Below are 20,144 nucleotides of genomic sequence, written 5' to 3'. Positions count from 1 at the left end.
ATGGTTATGTTGATACAAATTGCCAATCTCATTCTTCAGGTACTCGTTAGCATTGTTGCGGGAGCCTGCCTTTTACGCTGCTATTTACAGTGGCTTGCCTTCAATTTAGGCGCAGGGCAAAGCAAATCTATTGGCGCTTATATTCTGCCTTTAAGTAACTGGATTGTTCTGCCGCTAAGACGCTTCATACCCAGCATAGGTCGCTTTGATCTAGCGAATTGTGTCGCAGCCTATCTTTTGATTTTGGCCAAAATTGCGATCCTACTATTCATCTCTGGCGCCCCTTCGATTGATATCTCTTGGTTAGCGCTGGCATTAGTTGATATGCTGAACCTGACTCTTTCGGGTCTAATTGGCCTGGTTTTTGTCAGCATTATTCTTTCCTGGGTTGGCACAGGAACTCAAATACAGTTTCTAGTGTCTTTATTGGTTAACCCCTTACTCGCTTCGATTAGAAGGGTAATACCCAACTTTGGTGCCTTAGATTTATCCCCACTGGCTCTACTACTTATCCTTCAGATACTTCAGATTGTTCTTGGGAATTTAAAGATTTAGTAGTTAACGGGGACTCTCAAGATGCACTTGGATAGACAAGTGGTTCATTGGCGGAGAGAGTGGGATTCGAACCCACGGTAGGTTTGACCCTACGCCTAATTTCGAGTCAGGTACATTCGACCACTCTGCCATCTCTCCGAACCGAACAGCGATTATAGCTTTCGGGGATTTCTTAGATTTCTTACTTAGGCGGGCTTTAATACCTCTAAGCCACCCAAGTAAGGTCGCAAGGCTTTCGGAATGGCAATACTGCCATCAGCCTGCTGGCAATTCTCTAAAAGAGCAACGCCAGTTCTACCAACTGCAAGGCCAGAGCCATTCAAGGTGTGCACTAATTCTGACTTTCCTTGCCCTGATTTAAATCTTGCTTGCATCCGTCTTGCTTGGAAGTCACCCATATTGGAGCAAGAGCTAATTTCTCGATAGGCATTTTGTGACGGAATCCACACTTCTAAGTCATAGGTCTTGGTGCTACCAAAACCCATATCGCCAGTGCAGAGTAGTACTTTTCGGTAAGGCAATTCCAGTAACTCCAACACCTTTTCTGCATGTGAGGTTAACTCCTCAAGCAACTGCATCGATTCTTCTGGTTTGGCAATTTGCACGAGCTCTACTTTTTCAAACTGGTGCTGACGAATCATGCCGCGAACATCGCGCCCATAACTTCCTGCCTCAGATCTAAAGCATGGGGTGTGTGCAACAAACTTTAATGGCAACTCTTCAACCGCTGTAATGGTGTCGCGCATCAAATTCGTGACCGGCACTTCTGCAGTTGGAATGAGATAAAAATTTTCAATCTTCGCTTCGCCTGCCCCATCTTCACCACCCATCTGACGAGGAACTTTAAATAAGTCCTCTTCAAACTTTGGCAGCTGACCAGTGCCACGCATAGATGCTGCGTTCACCATCAGGGGTACATAGAGCTCTTCGTAAGCATGCTGACCTGCATGAAGATCAATCATGAATTGCGCTAAGGCGCGATGCAATCTAGCAACAGGCCCCTTGAGAACCACAAAGCGTGAGCCACTAATTTTTGCGGCAGATTCAAAATCAAGACCCAATGGTGCACCTAAGTCCACATGGTCTTTTACAGGAAATGAAAACTCAGGGATCGCGCCCCAACGTTTCACTTCTTTATTTTCCGTTTCGTCTTTACCTACTGGAACTGCTTCATCAGAAAGATTTGGAATACCCATCAAGAAGTCAGAAATCTCCGCCTGCAAGATAGCCAAGCGTGCAGCACCGGATTCCATATCAACGTTGATCTGGGTTGCTTCAGCCATCTCCGCAGCAGCATCTTCTCCCTTGCCTTTTTTCATACCAATAGCTTTAGCTAGTTGGTTACGCTTGGCCTGCAACTCCTCGGTTCGGGTTTGCAAAGATTTACGCTCAGACTCCAGGGTGTTGAATTTCTCAACATCAAGCTGGAACTTGCGAGTAGCTAAACGGGCAGCCACAGCTGCGATATCTTTGCGGAGTAATTGCGGATCAATCATGTAATGCTCTACTGGTTAGGGTGTTATAGGCTCTACTGTAGCTCTAGTTTAAGCGCAAGACTTCTGCGCCGGCAGGTGGGACAAAGGTGAAGCGATTAGTAGGCAGATTCACATTCAACTGAATCTTATCCAAAGTAACCAACACCACACTACCTAGACCATCTATTAGCTCTAGCGCTTTAGGCAGGCCATTAGACATACCCACTGAGATCTTGGTATAGGGCAAGTCATTGCCGTTTTTTGCATTCGGGTTTTTCTTGGGCACAAAAGCAACCCATTTCATATCTAAGCGATCCTCACCGTCAACTAAATCAAAATGTTGATCTAGCGAAGTCTCCCCAAATAGGATTGCCGCTGGAGTGGCTGCTAAAGCTTGGCCAGCCGGCCTAAAAGTCGCTTGATTTAAATCCTTGTCCCACAAAATGAGTTGCTTGCCATCAGCAATCAGTTTTTGCTCGTATGGCTTTTGGGTATCCCAAATAAAACGACTAGGACGCTGAAACACGAAACGCCCTTGCGTTTGGCGAATGACTTTTAGGTCTTTATCTTGCGGTTCATTTGCCTTGGGTGCGCGCAACTGCTGCTGCACAAAATCACCCTCCGCAGTTTTAGAATTGCGCACAAACTGGCGCAACTGCTCCGCACCACTTTCGCCCTCAGAAAATGCAGAGCTTGAAAATGCAAATGACGCAAGGCTGATAAAGATGCTTGTTGCTACTGATAAAAATCTACGCAATGGAGTCGCCTTATTCTGAAGGGCGATGGAGGATCTCGCGATTACCGCCATTACCCATCTTCGAAACTAAACCTGCCTTTTCCATATCCTCGAGTAAGCGAGCAGCACGGTTATAACCAATTCGCAAGTGACGCTGCACTAAAGAAATCGATGGGCGCTTGTTTTCCAGAACAATAGCTACAGCTTGGTCATACAAAGGATCAGCTTCGCCACCACCCTCACCAGTCAGTGCATCAATATTGGATTCATCAGCGCCTTCAAGAACACCGTCAATGTAATTAGCTTCGCCTTTTTCCTTCAGCCATTCGACCACCCGGTGGACTTCATCATCCGATACGAATGCACCGTGGACACGCACAGGCAATCCAGTACCCGGTGCCATGTAGAGCATGTCACCCATACCAAGCAATGCTTCAGCGCCCTGCTGATCTAGGATGGTGCGACTATCAATTTTGGAGCTCACTTGAAAAGAAATACGCGTTGGTACGTTAGCTTTAATTAAGCCAGTGATGACATCCACGCTTGGACGCTGAGTTGCCAACACTAAATGGATACCAGCGGCACGGGCCTTCTGTGCAATACGCGCAATTAATTCTTCAATCTTCTTGCCAGAGACCATCATTAAGTCAGCCAACTCGTCGATCACAATCACAATCACTGGCGCTTTGTAGATTGGTTCTGGATCATCCGGAGTTAAGCTAAATGGATTGGTGAGCTTCTCACCTTTTTCCTCTGCTTCTAAAATCTTTTTGTTAAAGCCTGCAAGGTTACGCACACCAAACTTACTCATCAGTTTGTAGCGACGCTCCATCTCATTTACAGCCCAAATGAGCGCGTTGTACGCTTGCTTCATGTCAGTCACTACTGGGCACAAGAGATGCGGAATCTTGTCGTAAATAGCCATCTCAAGCATCTTCGGATCAATCATGATGAGGCGCACTTCATCAGGCTTGGCCTTGAAGAGGATGGACAGAATCATGGCATTGATACCAACAGACTTACCAGCACCAGTCGTACCAGCAACTAAGCAGTGCGGCATCTTCGCCAAGTCAGCAACGATCGGACTGTCTGAAATATCTTTACCCAAAGAGAGGGTCAAGTTGGAATGACTATCGTTATAAACCTGTGAACTCAAAATCTCGGAGAGGTAAACCGATTGGCGCGTTGGGTTTGGCAGCTCCAGTGCCATACAGGTTTTGCCAGGAATCGTTTCAACCACCCGCATACTGACCACGCCCAAAGAACGCGCTAAGTCACGAGACAGATTCACAATCTGACTGCCCTTCACACCAACAGCAGGGTCGATCTCGTAACGAGTCACCACTGGGCCTGGATAAGCGGCAATAACTTTAACTTCTACATTGAACTCGGCCAACTTGCGCTCAATTAAGCGAGAGGTAAATTCCAATACATCCGCTGAAATAGTTTCCTTTGCTTCTGGCACGGGATCTAGCAAAGCTAAAGGTGGCAATTCTGAATCGGGAATATCCACAAATAAAGGTTGTTGCTTCTCGCGCTCCACTCGGGTGCTTTTTACAATCTCTACCGGGGCCCGAACAATTTGTACTGGCTTGGCAATTTCAACGCGCCCACGGAACTCTTCCACAAACTCTTCGCGCTCTTCAGCCGCTGCTTCACCTAACTTGCGGTCTTCTTCGCTATCGCGACGCTCACGCAAACGGTTGTAGGCGAGCTCAAGGGAGCGCCCTACTTTTTCAGCAACATCTAACCAAGAAAAATGCAGGAATAAAGATAAGCCCGCACAAAGCGTAAACAAGAGAACCAAGGTTGAGCCCGTAAAACCTAAGGTTATCTGCAAAGGGTCGCCAATGAGCTCACCCAAAATGCCTCCAGGAGGTCTTGGAAGCTCCCAGGTCAAAGAATGCAGTCGTATAGACTCAAGGCTCATACTGCTCAATAAAGTCAGTCCAAAGCCCAGCCAACGCATTAATAGAGAGTCTGGCTTAGCATCGGGATCTGGTGGCAAAGGAATGCTCCACAGCTCACGCCAGCCATTGAGTACACGACGGCCAAAGAGCACTACCCACCAAAAAGCGGAAATACCGAAGATATAGAGCAATAAATCCGCTAAATAGGCCCCAAAACGCCCACCTAGGTTCTTTGGAGCCTCAAAACTGGCATGTGACCAGGCTGGATCGGCCTTTGAATAGGTCGCCAAAATGGCTAATAAGCCCAAACAAAGGCCAAAAGAGATGAACCAACGGGCCTCTAATAGGAGGCGGGGCATCCTGCCCTGCCCTAGGTTCTCAGGGGGCTGGGGGCTTAAAGGGGTTTTGGACTTCGGGTATGCGGTTCTTGCCATGTTCTTCCGATTGTAATCAAGCAATCCTATAATTTGGAGGTGACTACAAATACCCCAAAACACTCCAAAGTCCTCATCCTCGGTTCAGGCCCTGCTGGGTACACAGCGGCCGTATATGCAGCCCGCGCCAATCTGAACCCAACCCTCATCACCGGCCTAGCCCAAGGCGGTCAATTAATGACCACTACTGACGTAGAAAACTGGCCAGCAGACCCAGATGGTGTCCAAGGACCTGAACTTATGGATCGCTTTTTAAAGCACGCCGAGCGCTTTAATACCAACATCATCTTTGACCATATTCATACTGCGGCCTTAACTGAAAAGCCTATCCGTTTAGTTGGCGACTCTGGCACTTACACCTGTGATGCTCTCATTATTTCCACGGGTGCCTCTGCTCAATACATTGGTCTTCCTAGTGAGAACGCATTTATGGGTCGCGGTGTTTCTGGATGCGCAACATGTGACGGCTTCTTCTATCGCAATCAAGACGTTTGCGTAGTTGGTGGTGGTAACACCGCTGTTGAGGAGGCGCTCTATCTCACAGGTATCGCCAAAAGAGTTACCGTGATTCACCGTCGCGATAAATTCCGTGCGGAGCTAATTCTCAATGACCGCCTAATGGCGAAAGTAGCTGAAGGCAAAGTGGAGCTCAAATTGAACTCGACTCTGGATGAAGTGCTTGGCGATGAAAAAGGCGTCACTGGTGTTCGCATTAAGAAAGCTGATGGCAGCACAGAAGACATTGCTGTTACTGGCGCCTTTATTGCAATTGGTTACAAGCCTAATACCGAATTGTTTGTTGGTCAGTTAGATATGAACAACGGCTACATCAAGACTCATTCTGGCTTGGAAGGCAATGCAACTGCTACCAACATTCCCGGCGTATTTGCAGCGGGTGATGTGCAGGACCACATCTATCGTCAAGCAATTACTAGTGCTGGCACGGGCTGTATGGCCGCATTGGATGCACAGCGTTACCTAGAGACTTTGGCCTAATAAAAGTAAGTCAAAGCATCAATTAAAATGCCTAGCGTTGCTAGGCATTTTAATTCTAGTGAAGCCATCAAACGCTGAGAGCCAACAATGCTATCTCAGGCGCTCTATCTAAAATTTTCAACAAAGCTTTAGCTGCACCAGTGGGACTGCGTTTACCTTGCTCCCAATTTCGAATGGTTTCTAGAGAGACTTCGATGCGCTTAGAGAACTCTTGCTGAGATAAACCAATTCTCTCGCGCACACCTTTTGCATATTGAGCGGCATCCAACATTGCCTCTGCATCATCCTGCTGTTGATGCAATTTAATTAAACGCTCTGATGTTACATCCAGTAATTTCTTATCGACGAATCCCTTAGGGAAGCTGCTAGGATCATTTAGATCCACGCTAACTCGAATGATTTTCTTCATAACGCCTCACCTCCCTACGATTTGCCCGCCTAGCTGAAATAATCCTAATTGCTGCAGGCCTCTTTGTATAAATCACTACAAATACTTTTTCGGACAGCAAACCCAATGCCCGAAATCGCTCTTCCCCGTAATCCCAACGCTGATCTCTTTCTATCAACAAATTCAGATCTATGAAAACTGATACTACATATGTGAAATCGAAATTTCGAGAGATCTGGCATAAATCACTTTTAGCCATATCCCATTCAAAATCCATTGATCGTATTGTAGGCCAATGGCCTACTATTTGTCAAGCAACCTAGGGCACCAATCTATAGGTATTACTGCAGAAAGCCTTAAAATAGAAGTCATAAAGCATTCATGGCTTTAATAACAGGAATAGATTCAATCTTCAGCAGCATGGCTCTGCCTCTTTGCTAAGATCGAACGCACATTAATCACTAACCGGAGTATTTATGAGTTACGACAAGGTCAGCCCAGGTAAGAAAATCCCAGAATCATTCAACGTCATTATTGAGATCCCAATGAATGCGGATCCAGTGAAGTATGAAGTAGATAAAGAAACTGGCTGCCTCTTCGTAGACCGCTTCATGGGTACAGCAATGCATTATCCATGCAACTACGGTTACATCCCTAAAACGATTGCTGGTGACGGCGATCCTGTTGACGTTCTCGTTATTACTCCATTTGCATTGGTGCCAGGCTCAGTAGTGAGCTGCCGCGCTATCGGCATGCTAGAGATGGAAGATGAAGGCGGACAAGATGCGAAGTTGTTGGCTGTTCCTGAAGATAAGATTTTGCCAATCTACAAGCATTTGCAAAAGCCTGAAGATGTAAACGAATTACTCCTCGCCCAAATTCAACACTTCTTCGAGCACTACAAAGATCTCGAAAAAGGTAAGTGGGTAAAAGTTAAAGGTTGGACTGGTGTTGCTGGTGCCCATAAAGAAATTTTGGAAGGCATCGAAGGTTACGCCAAGTCACAGAAGTAATCGATTTGTAATTGGGAGTGAGCTCGCAAAAAATCGCCTTAGCGCAAATCAACCCTCTTTTGGGTGATTTGCCTGGCAACGCGCAGCTCATTTCTCAAGCCGCTGCTGATGCTTATGCACAAGGCGCCACACTAGTTCTCACTCCAGAGCTCTCGCTCACTGGCTACCCCCCAGAAGACTTACTTCTCCGCCCCGCCTTTATTGAGGCTGCAGATCGTGAACTCAATTGCTTAATGCCGGAGCTTCAGAAGTTTCCAGGATTAACTGTCATTATTGGCCACCCCAAGAAGACTACAAATGGTTTGCAAAACTACGCTTCAGTCATTCGTGATGGCAAAGTGATTGCTGGTTATGCCAAACAAGAATTACCTAACCATGAAGTATTTGATGAGGTGCGCTATTTCACACCAGGCAATGAAGCCTGTGTCTTTGAAAATGCCAGCATCCAATATGGGCTCATTTTGTGTGAAGACGCTTGGCATGCAGGCCCTGCCAAACAGGCTCATGCTGCTGGTGCCCAAGTACTTCTAGTTCTCAATGCCTCGCCGTATCACCTCCAAAAAGAATCTTTACGTATTGAGGTGCTGCGCAAACAAATTGCCTTAAGCAAGATGCCTTTGGTTTATGTCAATGCAGTAGGTGGACAAGATGAATTGGTTTTTGATGGCGGCTCCTTTGCTTTAAATAGTGCCGGCAAGGTAGTCATAACTATGCCGCAGTTTGAAACCGCTCTTGCTTATGTAGAAGTTAATGCATCCGCCGATGTAGAGCCAGGAACTATAGTTACCCCTTCCAGCGTAGAGGCTCAAGCCTACCAAGCGCTTGTTTTGGGTGTGCGCGATTATGTTCAGAAGAATCGCTTTCCAGGAGCCATTATTGGCTTATCTGGAGGGGTTGATTCCGCTCTCGTGCTCGCGATTGCGGTAGATGCCTTAGGCGCAGATAAAGTGCGTACCGTCATGATGGCCTCTCGCTATACCGCTGACATCTCTTGGATTGATGCCAGAGAAATGGCCCAAAACCTGGGTGTTCAATATGATGAGATCCCTATTAGTGAACCCGTGGATGCTTTGGAGCATGCCTTAGCCGAGCAATTTAAAGGGCTCCAAGTCGACGCTACCGAAGAGAACATTCAGGCTCGAGTCCGAGGCACTCTCTTAATGGCGCTATCCAACAAAACAGGGCGCCTAGTTTTAACGACTGGCAACAAGAGTGAGATGGCTGTTGGCTACTGCACACTATACGGAGATATGGCTGGTGGCTTTGCGGTGATTAAAGATATTGCGAAGACCTTGGTGTATCGCCTCTGTGCTTATCGCAACAGTATTGCCCCAATCATTCCGGAGCGGATTCTGACGCGTGCGCCTTCCGCAGAATTGCGTCCCGATCAAAAAGATCAGGATAGCCTGCCGTCATATGAGGTATTGGATGGCATCGTCGAGCGCTATATGGAGCAAAACCAATCCATCGCAGAAATTATTGCTGCCGGTTTTGATCCTGAAAGTGTAGAAAAAGTAACCCGCCTCATTAAGCTCAATGAGTACAAACGTCGCCAAGCGCCTCCTGGTGTTCGCGTCACTACGCGAGCCTTTGGGCGTGACTGGCGCTACCCTATTACCTCCCAATTTAGGGCGTAATTGGGCATTGGTTTTCAGTTCTAGGTATGATTACTGTATTAAGGGGAATATGTGAAGCTAATCACATCCATTATTAAGCCGTTCAAACTTGACGAAGTTCGTGAAGCCTTAGCCGAAGTAGGCGTTACTGGACTGACCGTTACTGAAGTTAAAGGCTTCGGTCGTCAAAAAGGTCACACTGAACTCTATCGTGGCGCTGAGTATGTAGTCGACTTTTTACCTAAAGTAAAAGTAGAAGTAGTGGTTGCCGATGACCGCGTAGACTTAGCGATTGAAGCAATTACTAAAGCAGCCCGTACTGGCAAGATTGGTGACGGTAAGATTTTTGTTAGTCCAATTGAGCAAGCTATTCGTATTCGCACTGGCGAAACCAACGATTCAGCAGTCTAAAAACTGCCTTTAGAAGACGCTAACTCACTGAGAGTTAGCGTAACTGAGGGTCTGTCCGGTCAACAGGTGGGGTCACCACCTCAGCAGCTTCCAACACTAAGGTTTTGTAATTCGGATTTGCCAGGCGAACCTTTGCGCCCTGAAAATACACATCAGCCTGAGCAAGGCCGCCTGTTAATACCTTAAATGGTGGTTTACCATAAAAAGATGTGCCCATACCAGGCTCAATCATTTTGTTTTGTATCTTTCTGGAAGCATCAATCACACAAACCACTTGCTTAGATTTGACTTGAACATAAACCATATCACCAGCCTTACGGGGTAACTCTGGCTTGTAATTAATGACGCCCTCTTCCACAGGGCATGCCGCTGAAACTTCAGCACCGGCCGCAGGAACCGCAACCACTGGCGCTACAGTTGCTGGAGTGACTGGAGTAGCGGGTGCAGGATCTGCAGGATCTGCAGGAGCTGCTGGCTCAATAATTTCTTCTTTGACAACAACAATCTCTTCTGGCTTATCTGCAAATAACAGAGGGTGCAAATTGATGACGGCAAGAGCTGTAGCTGTAATGATGCTCAGCCAAAGAAATAGCTTGCCTTTAGATTTTGGTTTTGTTTCAGCTGCAGTGTTTGTCAATGGCTTTTCTACTGCCTGAACTTTTTTAACTGGCTCGGTATTTTCTGTAACCGACTTTTTTTCCTGAACCACTTCATCTTGAATTTCTACCTTAGCAGATGAAGGCAGCTTCTCTTCCTCAGCTTTTGGAAATTGCACTAACTTAGCATCGGCAATAGGCAAAGCAGTGGAATCAGCAGGCAATTGAACTTGAGCTTGCGCCCCAAAGTCAAATGCTTCCTCATCACTTAAGTTGAGCAGCTTTGCCACTTTCTTAGCGGCAGTGAATTTAATTTGAGCTCCATAGAAGGAGCTCATTTCGCCACTTTCAATTTGCTCAATCTGTCGTGTAGACAAACATGCCATTCCACCCAGATCCTTAGTGGAAAGACCTAGCTTTTCCCTGGCCTTTATAAAGGCCTCTTTAGAAATCTCGGGGAGCTTAGGGCTTGAATTCACAAAAGTATTTTAAGTGTTTGAAATATCAAAAAATTAGTAAATAATCATAATCAGGAAATACCCTCAGGGAAATTAGCCTAAGAGCTAGTTATTAAAAAGATTTTCAAGATCAGACTCAAGGTACTTAGCTACCAAAACCTGAACTGATTCAACATGCATTTTGTCCATCACCCTCGCTTTGTGGACTTTAATCGTGGCATCAGTAGTGCCTAATTTGACAGCAATATCCTTATTTAGCAAGTCCAAAGCATCAGCAACAGCCTTTAATAAATCCTCCAAATTAAACGGTTTAAAGAGGAAATCAACGGCACCCCGCTTCAGGCTTTTGACAATTTGATGAGGGTGACTCTGCCCACTGATAAAGATAATTGGGGTTTTGCGACCCAGTTGGAATAACTTCTCTTGCAGATCAATCCCAGTCATATCTGGCATTTGCATGTCGAGCAAGATGACCGCGGGTGCTACCGGTACTGAATGCTCTAGAAATGTCACTGCGGAGGAGAAATCCTCCACGATATAACCCACATCCTTGAGCATCCGGCTTAGAGAGGTGCGCATCGACTCATCGTCGTCAATTAGGTAGATATGGCCAACTTTAGTCATTGAATTCGAAGGAAAAAGTAATAGATAAGGGGAATGTACCGCAGCTTTTTTGCTAAGGATATTAGCCTTCAAGCTAATACTGATCCTTAATGAGCAAATACAATAGAGAAATCTGCTTATTGCGACGTTTGGCAACAGGACAGGAATGTCTGGATAAACCCCTGCGTTCCACCTGGTCTCACGGCACAATAGAGCTTTTCGATAATTTCTTTTCTGGAGTCCATATCAGCATGAAACGCCTCAATGAATGCTCGCGTAATGTTACCGAAGGGGTTGCTCGCGCACCCAATCGCTCAATGTATTACGCGATGGGCTACCAAGAGAAGGATTTTGTTAAACCGATGGTTGGCGTAGCAAACGGTCATTCAACCATTACCCCGTGCAACAGCGGCTTGCAAAAGCTAGCAGACGCAGCAGTAACCGCTCTCGAAGAGGCTGGCGCAAAAGCACAAATGTTTGGCACCCCTACCGTCTCTGATGGCATTGGCATGGGTACTGAGGGCATGAAGTACTCCCTCATCTCTCGCGAAGTGATTGCTGACAGTATTGAAACCTGCGTCAACGGCTTATGGCAAGACGGTGTTGTCGTGATCGGTGGCTGCGATAAGAATATGCCGGGCGGCATGATGGCGATGGCCCGCACCAATGTACCGAGCATCTACGTTTATGGCGGAACAATTAAGCCAGGTCATTTCAAAGGCAAGGATCTGAATATCGTTTCCGCGTTTGAAGCCGTTGGTGAATTCACTTCAGGCCGTATGAGTGAGTCAGACCTTAAGGGCGTAGAGCAACACGCTTGCCCAGGTAGCGGCTCTTGCGGCGGTATGTATACAGCGAACACCATGAGCTCCTCATTTGAGGCTTTGGGTATGAGCTTGCCTTACTCCTCCACAATGGCCAATGAAGATGCTGAGAAAGTTGCTAGTGCGCATGAATCAGCTTTAGTGCTGGTTGAGGCCATCAAGAAAAATTTGCGTCCTCGTGACATCATCACTAAAAAATCCATTGAGAATGCAGTGAGCGTGATCATGGCCGTTGGTGGATCTACCAATGCCGTTCTCCACTACCTAGCAATTACTAGCGCTGCTGAGATCGACTGGACTATTGATGACTTCGAGCGCATTCGTAAGCGCGTTCCCGTCATCGTGGATATGAAACCTTCTGGACAATACTTGGCAACTGATCTTCACCAAGCTGGCGGTATTCCGCAAGTCATGAAGATTTTGCTTGATGGCGGACTCTTGCATGGTGATTGCATGACCATTACTGGCAAAACAATCGCTGAAACATTGAAAGATGTTCCCTCAGTACCGCGCGCCAATCAAAAGGTCATTCTTACTTTAGATAACCCGCTGTACAAGCAAGGTCACTTAGCTATTTTGAAGGGCAATATCTCCCCCGAGGGTTGCGTTGCCAAGATTACGGGCCTCAAGAACCCATCGATTACTGGTCCTGCTCGTGTATTTGATTCTGAAGATGATGCAATGGCGGCCATCATGGCGCAAAAGATCAAAGACGGTGACGTCATGGTAATACGTTACGAAGGCCCTAAAGGCGGCCCTGGCATGCGTGAGATGCTTGCCCCTACCTCTGCCCTCGTTGGTCAAGGTTTAGGCGAGACAGTCGGCCTCATCACTGACGGACGCTTCTCTGGTGGTACTTGGGGCATGGTGGTGGGTCACGTTGCCCCGGAAGCTTTTGTGGGCGGCGTCATTGCCCTTATTCATGAAGGTGACTCAGTGACGATCGATGCTCATAAGTTGCTCATTCAACTCAATGTGAGTGATGAAGAGATTGCTAAGCGTCGTGCTGCTTGGGTGCAACCTAAACCACGCTATACCCGTGGATTGCTTGCCAAGTATGCTCACCTCGCAAGCACCGCAAGTAAAGGTGCGGTAACAGATCTGAATTTGGATTAAACATCCCCTGCACCAAAGAAAAAGCCCCTAAGTAATACTAGGGACTTTTTTAATGCCTAAGCTAGATACAACAAAAGCGCATGCTTAGTGCTTCATTGCTCCGCCATGGCCACCAGCAGGATTGCCCATCGCATTGACAGGCATCTTCACTTCCACTTCACCAGCTTTAGCAAACTTGAGTTTGACAGGAACAGTCTCACCAGCAGCCAAAGGTGCTTTGATGTTCATAAACATGAGGTGTAAGCCGCCTGGCTTTAATTCAACAGCGCCACCTGCTGGTACTGGAATGTCTTTCACTTGGCGCATTTTCATGGCATTGCCATCCATCGCCATTTCATGCAATTGCACTTCACCAGCAACTGGTGAGCTTGCAGAAATGAGTTGGTCTGCAGCGCCTTTGTTTTCAATCTTCATAAAACCAGCAGCAGCCATTTGACCAAGAACTGTTGCACGCGTATAAGCGTTTTCAATTTTTACGCTACCAACTTTAGCGTTCTGTGCCTGAGCCATGCCAGCCAAACCAAAGCCCACTACAGCAACTAATAATGTATTTAATAATGTATTACTTTTCATATTTACTACCTCCTAGTTAAATTCAAATCCCTAAAAATCTCTCAAGCTCTTTTCCAAACTGCTCACGTTCATTGGCGCCAACAAAAAAACCGATTGGCACCTCTTTAGCGGAAGTCTTCAAAACCAAATCTTTTCCCTTTGATTCGCCATAAATCAACTTAGTCCAAATGGTGTTGAACTCATGCTGTTGAATCTTGCCACCCCAACTTCTTTCAAACAATAATTGCTTTCCTGAAATCGTAATCTTCTCGTAATCCAAAGCATGGCGCGTATAAATATACAAGGCAATGGTGACAGCCAAAATCTCAATTGAGGTAAAGATGAGAATCATCCAAGCCCCAATCAAATAAAAATATCCAGCCACCAAAAGAGAAAAAACCACAATAGATAGGTAGAAACCTCCCACCTGCTTTGGGGAAAAGGAACAATTTCTTTTCATTAGCCAGACTTTCATTTTTCAGCCTTACCATCAACCGTTCTTTTTAATTAAATCAATGTCTATACAACTAAAACTTCATGTTTGCTGAAACGTAGAAAGTTCTTCCCATGCCCGCAACTGCAGCACCCCAAGCCACACCATTCATAGACATCGTGTTGCCTTGCCCCAAATAAGCTCCGCCCTGTGGCAACGCATAGAGCTTATTCAGCAAGTTCTCAATGCCAAAGTTCACACGATATTTTTTATCGTCATATGAGACGCGTAAGTTATAGAGTGAATATCCGCCAGTGGCAATCTCATTTCGTACCGCGTTGAGATTATTCTTCGCAGCAACAAACTGCCCTTCAATCGTATTGGTCCAATTTGCTCCCAAATACTGGACAAGGCCAAGCTTTCCATTCAGCGGCATGATGTTGTAAAGACTGGCACCAGTGGTAACGTTTTGTCCACGAGTATATGAGGCTATACCAGTCATTTGGAAACGACCTAACTGAGGCAACTTACCTAGCATTACGTTACCGGAAAGATCTAATCCATAGAGTTGCGCATCTTGGTTTACATACTTAAGGACATTAAATTTATCAACAGTACAAGTCGTATTACATGCTGCATCGATATAGTTGCTCACGTAGGTGTAATAAGGGTTGGTTTTAAATCCCCAAACCTCTTTATTGGCATCATGCCAGTCGCTTGCAAAGCTCACGGTATTTGTAACCTCAGGGGCTAGCGTTACCTGTCCAACATAACCGTTACCGTCCCCTACAAAGTTATTCATGATTGCTGCCATCGGTGTTGTTGACCAAGAGTAGCGCTCATAGAGATTTGGGGATCTGGTCTTGCGCGAGTAACCTGCTTCGTAGTTTTGATTGTTATCTGGTTTATACCGAGAAAGGGCTGTTAAGTCCCAGTTGTAATCAGTCTGCTGATGTTCCTGAGCATTAAATGCATTTGCTTGAGATTGATACATAGAGCTATATCCCTGAGCATTTTCTGCATTTGCAGCGACCTGTTCAACACGTACCCCGGCCAAACTCATCAATTCCTTAGACCACTGCTGCTCTAATTCGCCAAATAATGCTAAACGCTCTCTGGTGCCATTATTAATATTTTGAAAGGTATTTGGACTCATCATCATTCCAGTGCCTGATGGTGGCCACCAATCATTTAATTTATATCCTTGCCACTCGGTTCCGAGTCTAGCTAACTGAGTTTCAGAAATTGGCAACGCTCCCTTAATGATGGCTCCATTGGTAGAGCTTGTTGCCAGCATTGGCATTGCCGGCGATGTTCGTGCGCCAGTGTTGTCATCCATCTGGTGATTGACCATCTGGTTATAGGCTTGAGCTTCTAAAGTACCCCAATCATATTTACCGGTGTACTTGAGATTAAATTGCTCACTTTGATTTTTAGTCATATCCATACGTTGGTTTGCATAACCTTCGAATGGAATAAGTTGATAGCCTGCCTTAAATTCAACCAGGTGGTTATCTTTTTGCCACGCTAAAGCAAGTTGTTGATTGGTAGCGATATATCTTGATGCGCCAACCGTACTAGGTGAGATACCATTTCCAGCCGGCTTGAAGTTATCGCCAGCCGTGTAATTTCCTGCTTTTACAGAGTCAACCGTATAGTTGGCGCTGAATTCATCGGTTGCTGCCGTGACATTCAGATTTCCACCAATGGCTGATGCATTACTACTGTAAGAAGCACCCACCTCACCTTGTGTAAGCGACTCACCTTTGTTAGCGAATACTGGAGGCAAAGACTGTACAGAAACAACGCCACCTAAACTATCTCCGCCGGCGCTTACAGGCGATAGACCAGTAATCACTTTGACGCTACCCACATTGGGTGGGCTGATATATGACAGCGGTGAGTTCATATGGTTTGGGCAGGAAGATAAAAGTGGCATGCCGTCCACATTGGCGGATACTCGATCGTCTGACAAACCATGGATTGCCGGCAAGCCAGATACGCCGCCACCGGAATACATGCTTACACCAGGGATATTCAAAAGCATTGCTGCAGTATTGGGGGTGTTGACACGCGACTGATTCAACTCTTTACCAGTAAGAATAGTTTGAGTAAGTGGCGCCTCCTGAATACCTGTTACTGTTACCGAATCAATACTAGAGCTAACTTGTGCATATGCGCCCGAACACATTAAAGAGGCCACCAAGGCCATAGGTGTAACTTTTACTAATTTCATTTGCATCACCAAAACAATGACCAGGATGGTCAATTACAAAACCCAAAAATGGGAAGAATGTAGTGTTAGGCGATTGCTGGAGGCGCTGCTGAGGGAGGTGTTACCCAAACGGCGAGAGGCTTGGGTGATTGATAGAAAAGCTGTGGCAGCAAAGCAAGTGTTTGCGGTGCCTGGAATGTGAGATTAGCGTTGAATGCTGGCGTGATGGCTGTGTGAGCGATGCAATATGGACAATGCTGAACTTCCGCAAGATCCGTTTGATCTTCGCCCTGAATATTGATCTGCAACTTGGTGCCATCAGCCGCACAAATCTCCATTGCAAAACCTTGGCCATGTTTAGCAAGCGACACCGCTTGAGAAACTGCTGGCGCAAGCGCACTCATTGCAATGGCTGCAGCTGCAATCCAATGAATGAGGTGATTTTTGCGGAAATTCATAATGGTGGAATTTTATCGGAATTTTCTCTTGGGTATGAAAAAAAGGGCTTGCGCCCCTTTTCCCTCATGAAATCGCTATTTCTAGCTTATTTCAGTCTTATGCTGCAGCAACTTTTTTCTTGCCGATTACCTTGCTGATTAAAGGCCATAACAACAAGAGCAACGCCAAGCCACTGATGCCACCTACTAGGTAGTTTGAGAAGAAGATATCTAAACCGCCGCCAGACATGAGCATGGACTGACGGAAAGAGTCTTCTGCACGGTCACCCAATACTAAGGCGAGAACCATCGGAGCCATTGGGTAGTCTAGTTTCTTAAAAACATAACCAACCACACCAAATATCAGCATGGGCCATACGTCAAATGAAGCATTTCCTACGGTATACGCACCCACCGCACAGGCCACCAGAATAACTGGCGCAATGATTGAGAATGGAATTCTCAAAATCGATGCAAAGACAGGGACGCAGATTAACACCACGATCAAACCAGCGATGTTTCCAAGGTACATACTCGCAATCAAGCCCCATACGAAGTCAGACTGCTCAACGAACAATAATGGGCCAGGCTGGAGACCCCAGATCAGCAAACCACCAAGTAACACGGCTGCTGTTGGAGATCCAGGAATACCTAAAGACAACATAGGCAATAAGGCAGCAGTACCTGCAAGCATGAGCTGCCGTCTCAGGAGCAATCACCCCTTCGATTTCACCTTTACCAAACTTGTCGCCATTTTTAGACACACGTTTTGCAACACCGTAGGCCATGAAGGAAGCTGGTGTAGCACCACCTGGAGTAATACCCATCCAGCAACCGATTAAGCAACTGCGCAATGAAGTCGCCCAACACTTTGGCAATGTAGCCCAAGTTTCCAATACAACCTGACGGCGAATTTTTGCAGCAGCGCCTTTAAATTGCAGCCCCTCTTCCATGGAGTCCAAAATCTCGCCGATACCAAACAAGCCGATAACCGCAATCAAGAAGTCGAAACCGCGCATGAGTTCTTGGCTTCCGTAAGTTAAACGGAGTTGTCCAGTAACGGTGTCCATACCTACAGTAGCCAGCGCAAAACCAAGCATCATTGATGCAATCGTTTTGAATGGCGAACCCTTACTCATGCCCACGAAACTACAGAAAGTTAGTAAGTAAACCGAGAAGAACTCTGGAGGCCCAAACTCCAGCGCAAACTTAGCAATTAATGGAGCTAAGAAGGTAATCATCACGATGGCAAAGAATGCGCCAACAAACGATGAAGTAAACGCAGCAGTTAAAGCCTGTCCAGCCTTACCCTCACGAGCCATTGGATAACCCATCAAAGGTTGTCGCAACGGACCACGGCTCACCCGGAATATTGAAGAGAATCGATGTAATCGCCCCACCAAATAATGCACCCCAGTAAATACAGGACAGCATGATAATTGCGGAGGTAGGCGGCATAGTAAATGTTAAAGGCAGCAAAATTGCGATACCGTTAGCACCACCTAAGCCTGGCAATACGCCAATAATCACGCCAAGCGTTACACCAACAAACATTAATAATAAGTTGAATGGCGTCAAGGCTACAGCAAAGCCTTGAAATAGAGCGCTAATTTCTTCCAACTTGATCTCCTTCTTTTTTAATTTTTGTAATTGTTATTTTTATTGCACGCCAATAATCGCCAATGGATTAAAGAGTGAGCCATGCGGGAGCGGAACTTGGAACCAAATCTCAAAGATCATAAAGAGTGCAACTGCTACACCCAATCCAACCACAATCGATTTCCAAAGCGCGTATTTTCCCAGCCATCTCATAAATACCGCGATATAAATAAAACCAGAAACATATATGCCAATCAACTGCATTCCAAGAACGAAAACAGCTGCAGACAATAAAACAGAGAGGACCTGTTTAAAAGGGCCCTTCTCAACGAAAGACTCTTCTTTTTCGCTCTTATCTTTAAAGGCTTTGAAGAGAGTTACCGCACTAGCTGCTGACATGATCAGACAAATATAGAAAGGAAAATAACCTGCCTAAGGACCATCTGAACCCCAACCATTGCCAAGCTTCACAGAGCCATACATAAAAATAGCACCCAAGAGAATAAACAGGGCTGCAGTAATCATATCCATTGTCCGGACGCTGACAAGCGACTCGTGACTATTATTATTTGAATTTTCAGACATTACTTCGATCACCAATTTGAGGGTTAATTAAAAAAATATTGAATTACTTCTAGACATCACTAAAAGTGAACTTACCTGCTCAGGGATAGGGTCCCGGAACCGGGACCCTATTTAGAGATTACTTCTTGGCCAAGAAGCCAGCTTCAGTGATCAACTGCAAGTGAAGCGCTTCGTTCAAGGTCAACCAGTTTCTAAATTCTTTACCGGTCATAAAGGTTTGATTAAACGCACCTTTTTCCATGAAGTCTTTCCACTCAGGAGTAGCGCGAACTTTCTTGAAAAGCTCTACATAGTAATCAACCTGCTCTTGAGTTACGCCAGGAGCCATGAAGATTCCGCGCAACATCACATAGTCAGTATCAACTCCAACTTCTTTACAAGTTGGAATGTCACTCCATGAGAGAGTTGCTGTCATCTTTTGCTTGTATGGCATACGAGTATCATCAAACACACACTGAGGACGCAACTTACCAGCACGCCATTGAGCAACAACTTCAATTGGGTTGTTTACAGATGAATCGATGTGGTTACCAACGAGCTGAACCGCTACCGCACCACCCCCTTTGAAAGGCAAGTAGGTGAACTTGGCACCGGTTGCTTTCTCAAGCGCTACAGTAATGATTTGATCTTCCTGCTTGGAACCTGTACCGCCCATGCGGAACTTACCAGGACCCGCTGCTTTAGCTGCAGCAATATACTCAGGCGCTGTTTTGTATGGCTTATCAGCACTTGTCCACAGAACAAACTGGTCAAGAGCCAACATCGCTACTGGAGTGATTTCTTTCCAGTTAAATGGAACGCCAGTTGCCATAGATGTAGTGAACAAGTTTGACAGCGTAATGATGATCTTGTTTGGATCGCCCTTAGCTTCCTTAATTGCCAAGAAACCTTCTGCACCTGCTCCAGCAGACTTATTAATTGGAATGATCGATTGCTTCATCAAATTATGCTTAGTAACGATACCTTGGATCACACGAGCCATTTGGTCAGCACCACCACCAGGACCGGCAGGAATAATGAACTCAACTGGCTTGTTTGGCTCCCAAGCAGCAAAAGCAGGTGAAACAGTAACAGGACCGAGGGCTAATGCGGTGGAAATCAATGCCCCTTTTAACTTCATCTTCATGAACGCTCCTCCAAAAAATTTTTGAATACCAATATTACTTTGGCTTTTCTTTATTGCGTAATGATT

General features: G+C 46.0%; 19 protein-coding genes, 1 tRNA gene and 2 pseudogenes. 6 read left to right on the top strand and 16 right to left on the bottom strand.

The window, feature by feature from the left end; genetic code table 11:
* Window positions 1–6 precede the first annotated feature (6 nt).
* Window positions 7–555, top strand: a complete 549-nt coding sequence (locus DXE44_RS02385; protein WP_162785856.1) for a YggT family protein — start codon at window positions 7–9, stop codon at window positions 553–555.
* Between the two features lie 48 nt (window positions 556–603).
* Here the strand turns inward: DXE44_RS02385 and DXE44_RS02380 are convergent.
* From DXE44_RS02380 to DXE44_RS02365, 4 genes are all read right to left on the bottom strand, one after another.
* A tRNA-Ser gene (locus DXE44_RS02380) sits at window positions 604–693 on the bottom strand.
* 47 nt (window positions 694–740) lie between these two features.
* Window positions 741–2,051: a serine--tRNA ligase gene (gene serS, locus DXE44_RS02375; protein ID WP_114652357.1), complete on the bottom strand. Its 1,311-nt coding sequence runs from the start codon at window positions 2,049–2,051 to the stop codon at window positions 741–743.
* Between the two features lie 43 nt (window positions 2,052–2,094).
* Window positions 2,095–2,787 carry an outer membrane lipoprotein carrier protein LolA gene (locus DXE44_RS02370; protein ID WP_231970548.1) on the bottom strand — a complete coding sequence of 231 codons (693 nt, stop codon included), beginning with the start codon at window positions 2,785–2,787 and terminating at the stop codon, window positions 2,095–2,097.
* Window positions 2,788–2,797: 10 nt separating this feature from the next.
* Entirely contained in the window at window positions 2,798–5,110 is a 2,313-nt protein-coding gene (locus DXE44_RS02365) for a DNA translocase FtsK (RefSeq protein ID WP_114652355.1), read from the bottom strand.
* A 39-nt stretch (window positions 5,111–5,149) separates the two neighbouring features.
* On the opposite strand from DXE44_RS02365, the gene trxB reads away from it, so the two are divergent.
* Window positions 5,150–6,106 (top strand): thioredoxin-disulfide reductase, encoded by a 957-nt coding sequence (gene trxB / locus DXE44_RS02360; RefSeq protein ID WP_114652353.1) that lies wholly within the window; start codon window positions 5,150–5,152, stop codon window positions 6,104–6,106.
* Between the two features lie 67 nt (window positions 6,107–6,173).
* Here the strand turns inward: trxB and DXE44_RS10515 are convergent, their stop codons facing one another.
* Window positions 6,174–6,515, bottom strand: coding sequence for a helix-turn-helix domain-containing protein (locus tag DXE44_RS10515; protein ID WP_114652351.1), 342 nt, complete (start codon window positions 6,513–6,515; stop codon window positions 6,174–6,176).
* Window positions 6,493–6,753, bottom strand: a complete 261-nt coding sequence (locus DXE44_RS02350; RefSeq protein WP_231970547.1) for a BrnT family toxin — start codon at window positions 6,751–6,753, stop codon at window positions 6,493–6,495. The genes DXE44_RS10515 and DXE44_RS02350 overlap by 23 nt, the downstream gene beginning before the upstream one ends.
* Window positions 6,754–6,970: 217 nt before the next feature.
* Here DXE44_RS02350 and ppa point away from each other — a divergent pair, with 217 nt between their 5' ends.
* Genes ppa through glnK form a run of 3 tightly spaced genes read left to right on the top strand, consistent with a single transcriptional unit; the run spans window position 6,971 to window position 9,534 of the window.
* Window positions 6,971–7,507 carry an inorganic diphosphatase gene (gene ppa / locus DXE44_RS02345; RefSeq protein WP_114652347.1) on the top strand — a complete coding sequence of 179 codons (537 nt, stop codon included), beginning with the start codon at window positions 6,971–6,973 and terminating at the stop codon, window positions 7,505–7,507.
* A gap of 17 nt (window positions 7,508–7,524) precedes the next feature.
* A complete protein-coding gene (locus DXE44_RS02340; RefSeq protein ID WP_114652345.1) occupies window positions 7,525–9,144 on the top strand; it encodes an NAD+ synthase in 1,620 nt (539 codons plus the stop codon).
* Between the two features lie 51 nt (window positions 9,145–9,195).
* On the top strand, window positions 9,196–9,534 hold the full coding sequence (gene glnK, locus DXE44_RS02335; protein ID WP_114652342.1) for a P-II family nitrogen regulator: 339 nt from the start codon (window positions 9,196–9,198) through the stop codon (window positions 9,532–9,534).
* 34 nt (window positions 9,535–9,568) lie between these two features.
* On the opposite strand, the gene DXE44_RS02330 is transcribed toward glnK, so the two are convergent.
* Together DXE44_RS02330 and DXE44_RS02325 are read right to left on the bottom strand one after the other, a co-directional pair.
* Window positions 9,569–10,516: a hypothetical protein gene (locus tag DXE44_RS02330; protein WP_231970546.1), complete on the bottom strand. Its 948-nt coding sequence runs from the start codon at window positions 10,514–10,516 to the stop codon at window positions 9,569–9,571.
* A 177-nt stretch (window positions 10,517–10,693) separates the two neighbouring features.
* Window positions 10,694–11,212 (bottom strand): response regulator transcription factor, encoded by a 519-nt coding sequence (locus DXE44_RS02325; RefSeq protein ID WP_114652338.1) that lies wholly within the window; start codon window positions 11,210–11,212, stop codon window positions 10,694–10,696.
* A gap of 230 nt (window positions 11,213–11,442) precedes the next feature.
* Between DXE44_RS02325 and ilvD the strand changes: the two genes are divergently transcribed.
* Window positions 11,443–13,131 carry a dihydroxy-acid dehydratase gene (gene ilvD / locus DXE44_RS02320; protein ID WP_114652336.1) on the top strand — a complete coding sequence of 563 codons (1,689 nt, stop codon included), beginning with the start codon at window positions 11,443–11,445 and terminating at the stop codon, window positions 13,129–13,131.
* An 84-nt stretch (window positions 13,132–13,215) separates the two neighbouring features.
* Here the strand turns inward: ilvD and DXE44_RS02315 are convergent, their stop codons facing one another.
* From DXE44_RS02315 to DXE44_RS02285, 8 genes and pseudogenes are all read right to left on the bottom strand, one after another.
* Window positions 13,216–13,704, bottom strand: coding sequence for a copper chaperone PCu(A)C (locus tag DXE44_RS02315; RefSeq protein WP_114652334.1), 489 nt, complete (start codon window positions 13,702–13,704; stop codon window positions 13,216–13,218).
* A 22-nt stretch (window positions 13,705–13,726) separates the two neighbouring features.
* Complete coding sequence (locus DXE44_RS02310; protein WP_162785855.1) at window positions 13,727–14,143, bottom strand: DUF2244 domain-containing protein; 417 nt, start codon at window positions 14,141–14,143, stop codon at window positions 13,727–13,729.
* Between the two features lie 67 nt (window positions 14,144–14,210).
* Window positions 14,211–16,352: a TonB-dependent receptor gene (locus DXE44_RS02305; protein ID WP_197712807.1), complete on the bottom strand. Its 2,142-nt coding sequence runs from the start codon at window positions 16,350–16,352 to the stop codon at window positions 14,211–14,213.
* Between the two features lie 65 nt (window positions 16,353–16,417).
* Window positions 16,418–16,789 (bottom strand): DUF2946 family protein, encoded by a 372-nt coding sequence (locus tag DXE44_RS02300; RefSeq protein WP_114652330.1) that lies wholly within the window; start codon window positions 16,787–16,789, stop codon window positions 16,418–16,420.
* 97 nt (window positions 16,790–16,886) lie between these two features.
* Window positions 16,887–18,388, bottom strand: a pseudogene (locus tag DXE44_RS02295) (tripartite tricarboxylate transporter permease).
* A gap of 39 nt (window positions 18,389–18,427) precedes the next feature.
* Window positions 18,428–18,787 (bottom strand): annotated as a pseudogene (locus DXE44_RS02290) (tripartite tricarboxylate transporter TctB family protein); the annotation flags it as partial.
* A 12-nt stretch (window positions 18,788–18,799) separates the two neighbouring features.
* On the bottom strand, window positions 18,800–18,952 hold the full coding sequence (locus DXE44_RS10510; protein WP_231970545.1) for a hypothetical protein: 153 nt from the start codon (window positions 18,950–18,952) through the stop codon (window positions 18,800–18,802).
* Window positions 18,953–19,070: 118 nt separating this feature from the next.
* Window positions 19,071–20,078, bottom strand: a complete 1,008-nt coding sequence (locus tag DXE44_RS02285; protein ID WP_114652326.1) for a Bug family tripartite tricarboxylate transporter substrate binding protein — start codon at window positions 20,076–20,078, stop codon at window positions 19,071–19,073.
* Window positions 20,079–20,144 lie beyond the last annotated feature (66 nt).

The organism is Polynucleobacter necessarius (genome assembly GCF_900095175.1).
GTDB lineage: Bacteria > Pseudomonadota > Gammaproteobacteria > Burkholderiales > Burkholderiaceae > Polynucleobacter > Polynucleobacter necessarius_I.
The sequence above is the reverse complement of the archived record's forward strand: the minus strand, read 5'-3'. Positions and strand labels throughout refer to the sequence as shown.

Coding starts and splice junctions, on each gene's coding strand:
- DXE44_RS02310 (WP_162785855.1), bottom strand. CDS start 14,143: ATGAAAAGAAATTGTTCCTTTTCCCCAAAGCAGGTGGGAGGTTTCTAC.
- DXE44_RS02330 (WP_231970546.1), bottom strand. CDS start 10,516: ATGGCATGTTTGTCTACACGACAGATTGAGCAAATTGAAAGTGGCGAA.
- ppa (WP_114652347.1), top strand. CDS start 6,971: ATGAGTTACGACAAGGTCAGCCCAGGTAAGAAAATCCCAGAATCATTC.
- DXE44_RS02305 (WP_197712807.1), bottom strand. CDS start 16,352: ATGAAATTAGTAAAAGTTACACCTATGGCCTTGGTGGCCTCTTTAATG.
- DXE44_RS02315 (WP_114652334.1), bottom strand. CDS start 13,704: ATGAAAAGTAATACATTATTAAATACATTATTAGTTGCTGTAGTGGGC.
- DXE44_RS02325 (WP_114652338.1), bottom strand. CDS start 11,212: ATGACTAAAGTTGGCCATATCTACCTAATTGACGACGATGAGTCGATG.
- DXE44_RS02285 (WP_114652326.1), bottom strand. CDS start 20,078: ATGAAGATGAAGTTAAAAGGGGCATTGATTTCCACCGCATTAGCCCTC.
- DXE44_RS10510 (WP_231970545.1), bottom strand. CDS start 18,952: ATGTCTGAAAATTCAAATAATAATAGTCACGAGTCGCTTGTCAGCGTC.
- DXE44_RS02385 (WP_162785856.1), top strand. CDS start 7: ATGTTGATACAAATTGCCAATCTCATTCTTCAGGTACTCGTTAGCATT.
- DXE44_RS02350 (WP_231970547.1), bottom strand. CDS start 6,753: ATGGCTAAAAGTGATTTATGCCAGATCTCTCGAAATTTCGATTTCACA.
- DXE44_RS10515 (WP_114652351.1), bottom strand. CDS start 6,515: ATGAAGAAAATCATTCGAGTTAGCGTGGATCTAAATGATCCTAGCAGC.
- ilvD (WP_114652336.1), top strand. CDS start 11,443: ATGAAACGCCTCAATGAATGCTCGCGTAATGTTACCGAAGGGGTTGCT.
- serS (WP_114652357.1), bottom strand. CDS start 2,051: ATGATTGATCCGCAATTACTCCGCAAAGATATCGCAGCTGTGGCTGCC.
- DXE44_RS02365 (WP_114652355.1), bottom strand. CDS start 5,110: ATGGCAAGAACCGCATACCCGAAGTCCAAAACCCCTTTAAGCCCCCAG.
- DXE44_RS02300 (WP_114652330.1), bottom strand. CDS start 16,789: ATGAATTTCCGCAAAAATCACCTCATTCATTGGATTGCAGCTGCAGCC.